Source organism: Siphonobacter sp. SORGH_AS_0500 (assembly GCF_002838835.1).
GTDB lineage: Bacteria > Bacteroidota > Bacteroidia > Cytophagales > Spirosomataceae > Siphonobacter.
In genome coordinates this window covers 12,910-26,044 of sequence record NZ_NHPP01000006.1, presented here as the reverse complement: position 1 = coordinate 26,044, position 13,135 = coordinate 12,910, and the positions used below count along the sequence as shown (strand labels likewise).

The 13,135-nt window shown below is 46.7% G+C and carries 10 protein-coding genes; 1 reads left to right on the top strand and 9 read right to left on the bottom strand.

The annotated features are described in order from the left end of the window. Positions 1-52: 52 nt before the first annotated feature. The 6 genes from BWI96_RS08230 to BWI96_RS08205 form a co-directional block, all read right to left on the bottom strand. Positions 53-1,711, bottom strand: coding sequence for a sodium/sugar symporter (locus BWI96_RS08230; protein WP_232793641.1), 1,659 nt, complete (start codon positions 1,709-1,711; stop codon positions 53-55). A gap of 44 nt (positions 1,712-1,755) precedes the next feature. Beyond that, the gene (locus BWI96_RS08225; RefSeq protein ID WP_106636185.1) at positions 1,756-2,457 is read right to left on the bottom strand and encodes an L-ribulose-5-phosphate 4-epimerase; all 702 of its coding nucleotides are present in this window, start codon (positions 2,455-2,457) and stop codon (positions 1,756-1,758) included. Positions 2,458-2,610: 153 nt separating this feature from the next. Then, on the bottom strand, positions 2,611-4,095 hold the full coding sequence (araA, locus tag BWI96_RS08220; RefSeq protein WP_106636184.1) for an L-arabinose isomerase: 1,485 nt from the start codon (positions 4,093-4,095) through the stop codon (positions 2,611-2,613). A 218-nt stretch (positions 4,096-4,313) separates the two neighbouring features. Then, complete coding sequence (locus BWI96_RS08215) at positions 4,314-5,978, bottom strand: ribulokinase (protein WP_106636183.1); 1,665 nt, start codon at positions 5,976-5,978, stop codon at positions 4,314-4,316. Between the two features lie 74 nt (positions 5,979-6,052). After that, a complete protein-coding gene (locus tag BWI96_RS08210; RefSeq protein ID WP_106636182.1) occupies positions 6,053-6,748 on the bottom strand; it encodes an NUDIX domain-containing protein in 696 nt (231 codons plus the stop codon). A gap of 89 nt (positions 6,749-6,837) precedes the next feature. Further along, positions 6,838-7,770, bottom strand: coding sequence for an arabinan endo-1,5-alpha-L-arabinosidase (locus BWI96_RS08205; protein ID WP_106636181.1), 933 nt, complete (start codon positions 7,768-7,770; stop codon positions 6,838-6,840). Between the two features lie 453 nt (positions 7,771-8,223). Here BWI96_RS08205 and BWI96_RS08200 point away from each other — a divergent pair, with 453 nt between their 5' ends. After that, a complete protein-coding gene (locus BWI96_RS08200) occupies positions 8,224-8,559 on the top strand; it encodes a YegP family protein (RefSeq protein ID WP_106636180.1) in 336 nt (111 codons plus the stop codon). Between the two features lie 143 nt (positions 8,560-8,702). Here BWI96_RS08200 and BWI96_RS08195 read toward each other — a convergent pair whose 3' ends face one another. From BWI96_RS08195 to BWI96_RS08185, 3 genes are all read right to left on the bottom strand, one after another. Next, on the bottom strand, positions 8,703-10,664 hold the full coding sequence (locus BWI96_RS08195) for an alpha-L-arabinofuranosidase C-terminal domain-containing protein (RefSeq protein ID WP_106636179.1): 1,962 nt from the start codon (positions 10,662-10,664) through the stop codon (positions 8,703-8,705). Between the two features lie 19 nt (positions 10,665-10,683). Beyond that, positions 10,684-12,219, bottom strand: coding sequence for an alpha-N-arabinofuranosidase (locus BWI96_RS08190; protein WP_106636178.1), 1,536 nt, complete (start codon positions 12,217-12,219; stop codon positions 10,684-10,686). 247 nt (positions 12,220-12,466) lie between these two features. Next, positions 12,467-13,135, bottom strand: coding sequence for a DUF3823 domain-containing protein (locus tag BWI96_RS08185; protein WP_106636177.1), 669 nt, complete (start codon positions 13,133-13,135; stop codon positions 12,467-12,469).

The window sequence follows — 13,135 nt, the reverse complement described above, 5'->3', positions numbered from 1 at the left end:
AACTCTGTAGTTAATTTTAACTAACTGAAAACGGTAAACCAACAATTGACAACTAATAGAAGACTCCGTAAATTGTCAGAATCAGGCCTGTGATGGTTAGGGCTCCGATCAGGAAGGGCGTGGATACCTTGAACCAGTTGGATTCCACCATAAAGGCTTTGGGGTTGTCTTTGCCTTTGGATTCGAATAAGCTAATCGCTACGTGAACGACTACGCAAATCCAGAATACGGTACCCATGCGGTTCAGGAAAGGCATATCAGGAGCCTGGTATTTGAACAGCGTGGACAAAGGAATACTCAACAGGGCCGATACTAGAGCTCCATTGGTAGTCGCTTTTTTCCAGAAGAAACCTAATAGGAAAATCGCCAGAATACCCGGAGAAATGAAGCCAGTATACTCCTGAATGTACTCAAAACCCTGACCGAAATTCCGCAGCAAAGGACTCAGGATTAACGCGATACCAAAAGCAACCACAATAGAAACCCGACCCAGCCAAACGGTTTGCTTCTCATCCAGATTAGTATTGAAGAATTTCTTGTGAATGTCCAGTACGTAAATGGTGGAGATACTGTTTGCCTTTCCCGCCAGCGAGGCTACAATAGCCGCCGTCAGAGCCGCGAACGCCAGTCCTTTCAGACCTGCGGGTAATAAGTTTAGTAATACGGGGTACGAGTTATCAGGCTTCACAATTCCCCCCTCGGTAATTCCCTGAACGATGGACGGATCGGCGTTTTCCTGAAACAATACGTAAGCCGCCAGACCGGGTAATACCACAATAAAAGGCATCATTACTTTCAGAAACGAAGCAAAAAGCAAACCATTACGGGCCGTACTCAGATCCGCACCCAGAGCTCGCTGGGTAATGTACTGGTTACAGCCAAAGTAGTTGAAGTTCACAATCCACTGACCGCCGATGATGAACATCATCATACCGGGTAACTGGTTATAGGCATCAATAAACCCGCCGCGACCGTCGTGTACGCTATACTGCCCCGGTGAAAACACCATGTGCATGTGGCTGTCAGCCTTTTCTTTCAGCAGGCTTAATCCCTCCAGCACACCGGAACCCGTACCTACGCGATCCGAAAGTAAATCCAGAGCCAGATACGTAGTGGCTAAACCACCCACTACCAGACAAACCACCTGAATAACGTCGGTATAACCGATTACTTTCATCCCACCCAAGGTAATAAATACGGCAAAGACCGTCAGGAAGATGGCGGAGGGCATGAAGCCAAAACCCGTCATTTTTTCGAGACTAATTGCTCCCAGGTAAATGATGGAAGTCAGGTTAACGAGAATGTACAGTAACAGCCAGAACACCGCCATGATCGTTGCTAGTCGCCCGTCGTACCGAATCTGGAGAAACTGCGGCATGGTGTATATCTTGTTTTTGATATACATGGGCAGGAAGTAAATGGCGATGATAATCAGCGAGAAAGCTCCGGCTAACTCGTACACTGAAATAGCCAGCCCTAATTGAAAGGCCTGCCCGCTCATGCCAATGAACTGTTCTGCTGAAATGTTGGAAGCGATAATAGATGAGCCAATGGCCCACCACGTAAGTGACCCTTCAGCCAAAAAGAAGTCCTTGGAATCGGCGGTTTGTTTGCCTTTATTTTTGAAGACCCAGTAACCGTAAACGGCCACTATCACGAAATAAATGAGGAAGATCGCGTAGTCAATGGATTCAAGTCCCAGCGTTATCATGCAGGCTTAGAGGATTTGTTAGGATAGAGATAAGTGCTTTTTAACTAACAGCCTTGACCATAATAGGCATCTTTGCCATGCTTACGGAAAAAGTGCTTGTCAATCAGGGTTTGTTTCAGTCGGGGAACGTCTGGGCGAAGCGTGCAGGACAGATAGGCCATTTGAGCAACGGCTTCGAGAACACCGGCGTTGTAAACCGCTTTTTCTGCCGTTTTTCCCCAGGTAAAGGGAGCGTGATTACCGAGAAGGATCATCTCTACTTCTTCATACGAAAGCTGACGACGCTCAAACTCATTCAACACCTGAAAACCCGTTTCGTATTCGTAGTTACCCTTAATCATCTCGTCTTCCATGGGCGGAGCACAGGGAATGTCCGTGGTGAGGTGGTCGGCGTGGGTAGTTCCGAGGATGGGAATATCAAGCTGAGCCTGAGCCCAGGCGGTAGCGTACATGCTGTGCGTGTGCACGATGCCGCCAATGTTCTCCCAGTGTTTGAAAAGCACGGCGTGGGTTTTGGTATCGGAAGAAGGACGCTTGGTTCCTTCCACCACCTGAGCTTCATAATCACAGATGACGATGTCTTCAGGTTTCAGAAATTCGTAGGGGACACCGGAGGGCTTGATGGCAAACACACCTTTTTCCCGATCCACCACCGAGGCATTACCGAAGGTAAAAACCACGAGATTCAGTTTGGGAAGCATCATGTTTGCTTCGTAACACTCCTCTTTTAGACTTTTATAACTCATACCAATGGGGAGTTTTAAATGTTATTGCTGAATATTTTGATCAGTCCTTCGGCTTAGGAATGCCGCTGCCAGCCTTTTCGCTGGCAGCCCACCCCTTTCTTCTTCATAACTTTATTACTTCAAGTAATGCTGCCAGCAAAAGCTGGCTGGATACTACTTATAGCTTACATCATTCCAGCGAAGTTCATTCTTCAGCTGACGCAGATTGGTATCTTTATCGATTACCACCAGTTCGGTACCAAACATATCGGCGAAGTCCTCGATGTATTCGGTCGTCAGGTTTTGGCTGTACACCGTGTGGTGAGCTCCACCGGCCAAAATCCAGGCCGCACAGCCCGTTTGCATATCCGGCTGGGGTTTCCAGAGTACACGGGCTACGGGTAACTTAGGTAATTCCTCCTGAGCTGCCACGGCTTCTACCTCGTTTACCAGAATCCGGAAACGGTTTCCTACGTCGATAACAGACACGTTCAGAGCGGGGCCACCGGCTGCGTTAAATACCAGACGTACAGGATCAGCCTTGCCACCAATGCCCAGCGGGTGAATCTCACAGGAAGCCTGACCATCCGCGATAGAAGGACAGATTTCCAGCATGTGTGAGCCCAACACGAGGTTGTTACCAGGACTGAAGTGATAGGTATAATCTTCCATAAAGGAGTTACCCCCTTTCAAGCCACTTGCCATCGTTTTCATGGTACGAACCATGGCCGCCGTTTTCCAGTCGCCTTCGCCACCAAACCCGTAACCCGCCGCCATCAGACGTTGCGAGGCAATGCCGGGCAACTGAGCCATGCCGTGCAAATCTTCGAAGGTATCCGTATAGGCTTTGTAGTTTCCATCTTCCAGGAAGGCCTTCATGCCTAACTCAATACGAGCAGCTTCGCGAAGGGACTGACGGAATTCTCCATCCTGACGTAACGAAGCAGCTACTTTATATTCGTCTTCGTACTCCGAAATCAAACGATCAATTTCAGCGTCGGAGATTTGATTAACGACTTGAACCAGATCACCAATCCCGTGGGTATTCACCGAATACCCAAAGGTCATTTCAGCGGATACTTTGTTACCCTCCGTTACGGCTACATATCGCATGTTGTCGCCAAAACGAACGACTTTCATGCCTTGCATTTCGTAACGAGCTACCGATACCCGAGCCCAAACGCTGATTTTTTGAATCACGTCTTCCTGCTGCCAGTGTCCCACTACTACTTTACGATTCATCCGCATCCGCGACATGATGAAACCGAATTCGCGGTCGCCGTGAGCAGACTGGTTCAGGTTCATGAAGTCCATGTCGATACTACTCCAGGGGATATCGCGGTTGAACTGCGTGTGCAGGTGCAACATGGGTTTCTGAAGAGCTTTCAGACCCAGAATCCACATTTTTGCTGGAGAAAAGGTGTGCATCCAGGTAATAATGCCCGCACAATTAGGAGCTACGTTGGCATCCTGAACGATGCGGTAGATTTCTTCGGTAGTTTTAACAACGGGCTTGAAAACGACCCGCACCGGAAGAGAAGCATTTAAATGTTCGGCAATGGTTTTGGAATGTTCATCTACCTGACGGAGTGTTTCTTCTCCGTATAAATGCTGGCTACCCGTTACGAACCAGACCTCAAACTGTTTTAAATCGAGCATGATCTTGATTACTGAAAATCAGTTTATTAATTAAGTAAATCGTTGCAATTTTTATGCTGTTTCGGAGTTACAAATCCCTGACAGATGGCTTTCGGATTGCAAATCCGAAAGAGCTTCTTCCGCGACTGCGTCGCTGGAAAAAGGCGTTTTCAATGCCCAGCGTCACAGACGTTTTTCTCAGGAATCCGCGTTTTATTGGCAATCCTCCTAAACGCCTTTTAAGCGTGTCCCAATAAGGCGGGTTCTTCTTTCCCAAACTCCACAAAGTGACCTAAATCCAGGAATTTCTGATAGAGCTTTTTATAGACTTCTACCTTTTCAGGTTGCGGTTCATAAATCGCATCAAAGCCAGAAGACATCGCCGCCTGGGCTTCGCCTACGTTTGCATGAACACCTGCCGCTACGGAAGCAAACATGGCTGCTCCCAACGCACAAGCCTGATCAGACTTGGCAATTTTGATCGGCATATCCAGGACGTTCGCCAGCGTTTGCATCGCAAAAGCAGACTTCCGGGCCACACCACCAATGGCAATGACCTGTTTGATGGGGACGCCTTCATTCACAAAACGATCCACGATATTTTTCGAACCGTAAGCCGTCGCTTCTACCAGAGCTTTAAATACCCGAGCAGTATCACTGCCCAGATTCAGACCCATGATGGCTCCTTTCAGCGTGTGATTGGCATCCGGCGTGCGACGACCATTGAACCAATCAATAGCCACGGGATCATTTTCAGTCAAGGGTAACTGAATCGCTTTTTCCGATAAATGCGGGATTAATTGCTTGCGGATGGTTTCAGCGGCTTCCTCGCCGAGTAATTCCCGCACGGGTTGCAGCACCAGACGTTGTAACCAGGCATAGATGTCACCATAGGCTGACATCCCAGCTTCCATGCCCAACATGCCGGGAATAACAGAACCATCCACCTGTCCGCAAATGCCGCGAACGAGCAGATTGCCTATTTCTTCGGTTGGTGCTACGAGCATATCGCAAGTAGACGTTCCGATCACTTTACAAAGCGAATACGCTTCAATGGTTCCCCCCACGGCACCCATGTGAGCATCGAACGCTCCTACGCCGATGATCGCCTGATCGGAAATGCCCAGTTTTTCAGCCCATTCCTTAGAGATTTGGCCCATGGCTTCATCTGAAGTATAAGTATCCTGGAATAACCGATCCCGAAGGCCACTTAGTAAGGGATCGAGCTTCGTCAGGAATTCTTCGGAAGGCAGGCCATCGAAGTCTTCGTGCCAGAGAGCTTTATGGCCCGCCGCACAACGACTGCGTTTTAGGGTTAAGGGGTTGGTGTTACCCGTCAAAACGGCGGATACCCAGTCACAATGTTCAATCCAGGAAAAGGCTTTTTCTCTTACTTGCTCATCGACCCGCAGCGTTCGCAGAATTTTTGACCAGAACCATTCGGAAGAATAAATGCCACCAACGTATTTAGTGAAGTCAGGGTCCCAGGAGTGAGCTAAATCGTTGATTTCCTGGGCTTCTTTATTCGCCGTATGATCTTTCCAGAGAATAAACATTCCGTTTGGATTCTCTGCAAATTCGGGTAATAAAGCCAGTGGAGTTCCATTTTCATCGACCGGGCCGGGCGTTGAGCCTGTAGTATCTACGGAGATTCCTACGACGTTCTGACGCACTTCTTCGGAAGCTCCTTTCAAGGCTTCCTTGATGGTATATTCCAGCCCTTCGAGGTAGTCGAGCGGATGCTGGCGGAACTGCGAATGCGGGGCATCGCAGTACAGACCCTGTTTCCAGCGAGGGTACTCATAAACGGCGGTTCCGATTTCTTCTCCCGTTTGAGCATTCAACACGAGTGATCGTACTGAATCGGTCCCATAATCAACGCCAATCACGTATTTTGCTGCCATTATTCATTTAAAGTGTTAAGCTGACACATTCTAAGTATTTCATTAGTCAAAGACTACATTTATTTCAAATGACCTTAAAAGTCAGAGATAAAATTCAGGAACGCATTGAATTGCCGCTGATACCGCTCCTGATCCAGCCGATACAGAATGGCTTTTTTAGTAGCCCCCTGCTCGTTCTTCTCTCCGGTATCCAGTAAAAGCTTGGTAGACAAAATTTTACGACTAAAATTCCGTCGGTCGAACGTGTTACTGTAGATGGCTTCGTATAGACGCTGGAGCTGGGGAATGGTGAATTTTTCGGGTAATAATTCAAAGCCAATCGGGTGTAAGGCGGCTTTGTAACGAAGCCGTTGCAAGGCCATCGTTACCATTCGATCATGGTCGAAAATGAGTGAAGGTTTTTTATCCAGACTTACCCAGTAGGCATTGTTTGCACGGGCTAGCTCGGTATCGTGGTCATGAATATTAATGAGGGCGTAAAAACTCACAGAGACTGTCCTTTCTACCGGATCACGCTTCACTTCTCCAAAAGCCTGCAATTGCTCCATGTAGACGTTCTCCAACCCTGTTAATTCGTGCAGAATACGCTTTGCTCCTACTTCAAGATCCTCGTTCTCATTCAGAAAACCTCCCATTAACGACCACTTGCCTTTCTCGGGCTCAAAATTTCGTTTGATGAGCAAGACTTTTAAATCTTCTCCATCAAAGCCAAAGATGATACAATCGGTGGCGACCAATACGCGGTTATCATGAGGATACTGTTGAAGCATGGATTCAATACAACATAGAGGAATAATCGTGTCGAAATAACACATTAATTTTGAAATAAACCATAATTTAATTTAAAAATTCCATTAAATTATTTGTTTTCCGTAAGTACGGGCCAGCCCTTTTTATAGGATAGGAATAAGCGTTTTTGCTTCGATTTGCCGTTATCCTCCGCATCGTAGTAATGAATCGATACCTGTTTCTTCTCCTTCAGTAAACCCACGTGACCCGGACCAATATATCGCCCCAACGTACGAAGAACCAGGGTGCCCCCACCTTTGGTTAAATCCTTTCCTTCCGCATCCAGAAAAGGCCCCAAAGGATGTTCCGAACGTCCCACCACAATGTAATACGTGCTGTTTACCCCTTTGCAACATTGGCCGTTATTCACAAAAAGATAATAATAGTTTCCTTCCCTGATCAGACAGGCAGCTTCCCAATCGGAGGCATTTCCTCCGGCTACTCTCGTGACGCTGGCTCCGTCTTTTATCTTTCCCGTTGAAGCGTCCAGCTCTACCGTTCCAATCCCCCCAAAAAAGGAACCATAGGTCAGATATACCCGTCCATCAGTATCCTGCAAAAGGCTGGGATCAATGGCATTAAAACCCTTCCGATCTTTGGATTCGATTACCATTCCTTCGTCTTGCCACTGGTAATCCGGTGATTTTTGATCGAGGGTTACGTTGGTCGCTAACCCTATGGCGGAGGTAGAAGAACCGAAGGTTGAGCAGGAATAATAGAGGTAATACTTCTCATTCATTTTCAGGACATCGGGAGCCCAGAAGTGTCCTTTAAAGCCCGGAACGCTGGTATTCACCCACTCTGGCCAGCTTCCCTTTTTGAAGACGGACTCGGCTTGCTGCCAGTTTTTCAGATCGGCGGAAGTTTGAACCGTAATGCCGTGACCCGTTGAGAAAAAGTAATACTTGCCTGCGTCATTAATGATTGTGCTGGGGTCGTGCGAGGCGGGGTCCTGAGCGAACATTTTTAACGGCAATACCAGTAATAAGAGGCTACGTAACATGAGTTTTTAGATGTAGAGGTTGTTCAAAATGGCATTTTTATATAAAAGAGGAAGGTCGCTTATACCCTAAGATTATCATCCATAACGAAGCTAGGGACCTTGTTACCTTTACGAATTACCTGAGGATGAGATTTACATTACGCCTCTGCTAAGCTCCTTCGCTTTACTCGGAATGACAGGCTGGGTTATAAGGGCAGGTGGGAATCTGCCTCAGAGTAGGAACGAGATGGAATCTCGCACCAGTAATACCCATGCACTCATATTCTTCTGCTTTATCCCGTTATGAATCGCTCACAATCGTATGGCCATGCTTCTAATGAAATCAATAAATTTCACTAGAATTTTTACGAACATATTATCATTTAACAATATATTAGCTTACTATTCAACTAGTAATTACCTTCTAAAACACCAGGTAGTATCGATCTATCTTACTACTAATCATCTTCAATCATGGGAAAATTTGTAATTAAAAACCGCAAGAATGGTGAGCTCCAGTTTGATCTTAAAGCAGGTAATGGGCAGACTATTTTAACAAGCGAAGGGTATACTACGAAAACTGCTTGCTTAAATGGTATTGAGTCAGTAAAGAAAAACGCTCCTGACGACAGTAAATATGAACGGAAAACGTCGTCTAACGGAAAGTCTTATTTTAATTTAAAAGCGGGGAATGGCCAGATTATCGGTTCCAGCGAAATGTATGAAAGCGAAGCAGGTCGCGAGAATGGCATCGAATCGGTAAAGAAAAATGCTCCTGATGCTTCCGTTGAGGAGGATTTGGGTGCATAAGATAGCCATCAAGGATGCAGCCACTGGTATCAGATTCCAATCCTGTACGAGTATTGCTCTGTTTTATCCCTATTTATTTTCATCAAAAACGAAGGCCGGGATTACCAAACCCGGCCTTTTCACTTAACCAACCTAACCAACTACTATTTCACTACTTTTACCCGAATCACGGAGAAGGATTGAGGAGCCAGGGTCAGGGTTAGTTTGGTACCTTTCACGGCTAATTCTTCTTCGGTAGGACTTACCTGTTTCGGATTTTCAAAACTATTTTCAGAATCTAACTCCGCTCCTTTCATCGTCCATCGTTTGGCCTTGCTGTCCAGTTTCTTCACTCCTTCCAGGTTAATTGTTTCGGTCTGAGCCTGATCGGACGTATTAACCAACTTCAGAATGATTTCCTTCGTAGGTTCATCCCAGGTGGCCGAAGCGTAGAGCTTATTTTTACCCGATACCCACTCGTTATTAGCGGTAATGGGCAATACTTTCGTTCCTTTATTAGTCGAGTATAATTTCTGAACGTAATAATTAGGCGTTCCGTAGGATTGCAGGTTATTCATCCAGATCAGGTCGGGCGTCCATTGCCAACCATCGGCATGAGCGAACAAGGGAGCATAGGAAGCCATATGAACCATATCCGCATTCCGTTCCAGACCAGTCATGAAAGCTGCTTCTGACAAGGCACATAACCAAGTGTTTTTGTTATTCTGGCTGGCAATATCTTTGCTTTGAGAAGCATATTCACCCGCAAAGATTTTAGGACCCTTCCGGTCATAATCATCGTAGCGATTGGCGTTTTCCATGAACCACTGAGGGCTGCGGTAGTAATGCTCATCCACAATGTCCGCCTTCAACTCACGTAATTTTCCGCTCAGAAAACCGAAGACTTCGCCATCGGGATTAGGTCCAGCACTGGAAATCAGACGTACATTAGGGTATTTTGACTTGATCGCTTTTTCAAAAACCACGTAACGATCAATGTATTGAGGGCCCCACTGCTCGTTACCAATGCCTAATAATTTCAGGTTAAAAGGCTTGGGATGGCCCATTTCAGCTCGTAGTTTTCCCCATTTTGTATCCGTTGAACCGTTTGCAAATTCAATCAGATCCAGAGCGTCCTGCACATAAGGATCGAGTTCATCGACAGGAACTACCTCACCCGAGTTATACTGACAGGCCATACCGCAGTTCAGGATGGGCAAAGGTTCGGCACCGATGTCTTCCGAAAGCTGAAAATATTCAAAGAAACCCAGGCCAAACGTTTGGAAGTAATCGGGAGTCAGGCGGTGTTTGAATTCAGTATTCCAGCGGTTAATTTCCCCTTTACGGGCTTCAATCGGCCCTACCGTATTTTTCCACTGATACCGCCGATCCAGGTCATAGCCTTCCACGATACATCCACCGGGGAAACGCAGAAAGCCAGGTTTCATATCGGCCAGTAACTGTACTAAATCGGCCCGTAAGCCGCCCGGACGGTTCTTCCAGGTGTCTTTCGGAAATAGGGAAATCATATCCAGATCAGCCGTTCCTTTTCCTTCAAACCAGATATTCAGCTTCGCTTTAGGTTCAGTCTTGCTGGCCGTAAAGCTAACCGAATGTTTCTTCCAGTCATTACTCGTCAAAGGCAGCGATGCTGTGCCTAACACCTGACCTTCCCCGTTCACCAGTTCCAGTTTCAGCGTCAGGTTTCCTTCTACATTTTTAGATAGAATCGAGAAGTCATAACCGACACCCTGTTTGATGCCCATTCCCCGGAAGCCTTCGTTAATCAGGCCGTATTTCTCCCCGTCGGTTTTTACCCGAAGGAATCGGGGATTAGCGGGCTGATCTGCCCGATTAATCACCAATACACTACCGGTACTTTTTGTACTTCTACTTTCCCGCCAGCCCATTAAGGGTGTCGTAAATTCAAACGAACGGTTTTTGACTAATTCCGCATAGAGCCCGCCATCGGCTCCCATGTTAATGTCTTCAAAAAACAGCCCCCACATGGTAGGTTGAACATCCGCTTTGGGCTTATTCACTTGTACCACCAGAGGGGTCTGGGCTGCTACCTGCCCTGCGAGTCCCAGGGCTATTAATGTTTTATACAGTTTAGGTAATTGCATTGGATTTTTGTTAATGATCTTACTTCAATTCCAGCACTACGACAGAAGCGGGGGGAAGTTTCACTTTCAACTGGGCTCCCGAAAGGCTGGCACCTTTGAAATCGGCGGGTTGTATTTTTGTAGGATTCTCGAAGGTATTATAATCCTGTAATTTTGCCGAAGTCAGCACACGACCCGTCACCGTTTTCAGATTCAATCCTCTTAAATCAATGGTTATATCCTGTGCTTTTTTCGGGTCAATATTCACCAGTGAAACGTGCGTCAAGCCATTTTTATCTTTAGAAGCGGAAGCTGATACGGCCTTCAGCTTATCCGCCTCAAAGGAATAATCATTACTTTTTAGCTCCACTGGTAGCAAGGTAGCATCCTGATGCACATTGTACATTTCCATGACGTGATAGGTCGGCGTAAGTAACATCTTTTCGTCCTTCGTTAAAATCACGGACTGCAATACATTCACTACCTGAGCCAGATTCGCCATGCGAATACGGTCGGCGTGGTTATTGAAAATGTTCAGCGTTACCCCGGCAATCATTGCATCACGAATGGTATTTTGCTGGTACAGAAAACCGGGATTTGTGCCGGGTTCTACTTCATACCAGCCGCCCCATTCATCCACCACCAGGGCTACTTTCTTCTTGGGATCGTACTTATCCATGATAGCACTGTGCTTCTGCACGAGTTCTTCCATGAACAAAGCCTGCTTCATGGTACCGAAATATTGCTTCTCATCAAATTCGGTAGATGGGCCTTTATGCTGCCAGTTCGTTACGGAATAATGGTGCAAAGCTACCCCCGAAAGCATTTCGTGAGGAATATCCCGCATGAGTACTTCCGTCCAGTGATAATCCGCCGAGTTAGCTCCCGAAGCAATTCTGAACAGTTTCCCGGTATTATTCCAATCCGACATAAAGGTGGCGTATTTCCGGTATTCGTTGGCGTAATATTCCGCTTTCATGTTCCCACCGCAACCCCAGGCTTCGTTCCCTACGCCCCAGAATTTGACATTCCAACTCTTTTCCCGGCCATTTTCTTTCCGAAGACTAGACATCGGACTTTTTCCGTCGAAGTTTACGTATTGCACCCAATCGGTTAACTCCTGAACCGTGCCGCTGCCCACATTTCCTGCCAGATAAGGTTCTGTGCCCAGACGCTCGCAGAGATCGAGGAAATCGTGCGTTCCGAAGCTATTATCTTCCGTCACGCCGCCCCACCAGGTGTTTACTATGGAAGGTCGTTTTGCTTTGGGGCCAATGCCGTCTTTCCAGTGATAGGTATCCGCAAAACAACCACCGGGCCAACGAAGGTTTGGAATTTTCAGCTTCTTCAAGGCCTCGACTACATCATTCCGTACCCCTTTCTGGTTAGGAATTTTGGCGTCTTCACCCACGTAGATCCCGCCATAAATGCAGCGGCCCAGGTGTTCGGCAAAATGGCCGTAAATATGTTTATTAATGGTAACGTTCTCAGAAGAATTACTGATCGTCAACTGATTTTGAGCAAAAGTCAGGCTCGAAGCCAGAGCTAAAGCCAGAGTAGTAACTATTTTTTTCATGCAGCAGTAAAAAGGAAGAGGCAAGTGGTTTATTAAAAAGACATTTCGATCATGTCATAATCACTCCTCCAAAGTTAGACAAATAACGAGGGCATGACTCCCTATGATTTACCTTTAAATTCCTTTATTTTGACATTAATATTGATTAATACATTATTTACTGTCAAAATAGTAGTTAGAACCGCTTTAAACAAAACTTCCCGAAAGCAATTACTTTCGGGAAGTAAGAAAAACCTGAACTACTAAACTACCACTTGATTTCCTGAACGGGCGAATACAGCATCTCCCCTACACCCGCCGTTTTGACTCCAATCCGACCGTAGGCGTAAGCTTTACCCAGATTATTGGGGACGTTTAGCGTGAGGGTCAGATTTTTACTTAAGTCAGCCAGAGCAGTTCCGGTTAAGTCTACACGGGCGGCGTTGTTGTTAATGTCCACAAACTGCGTGGCTCCCAGATAAAAGGTTACCCGCTCAATGGCTTGACTAGCCACTACCTGATTGATTTTCGTTGTAGCCGTAATGGTATTTCCATTTTTCGTGTAAGTAGCCGATCCGACCGTGTAATAAGGCGTTACGGGCACGTTAACGGACATGTTCCCCCGCAGGTTTACCTGAATGGTATCACTGTTAGCCACCCAGGGACCGTTACCTCTCAGTAACACCAGCTTATAATCACCATCAAATAGGGTCGCCGAAAACGAACCGTCCTGATCGACATAGACGGGGACTTTCGTGAACGCAGCGTAGCCATGTTGCCATAACTCCAACTGCACACCGTTACTCCTTACCCCCACGGGCAGGTTATTGTACACCACCTGCCCCGTGAGGTTGGATTGTGGAGCATCAAAATTATCTTTTACGCAGCCCGCCAACCCAACTAAAGCCAGCAAACTACCCAGAATTAACTTCTTCAT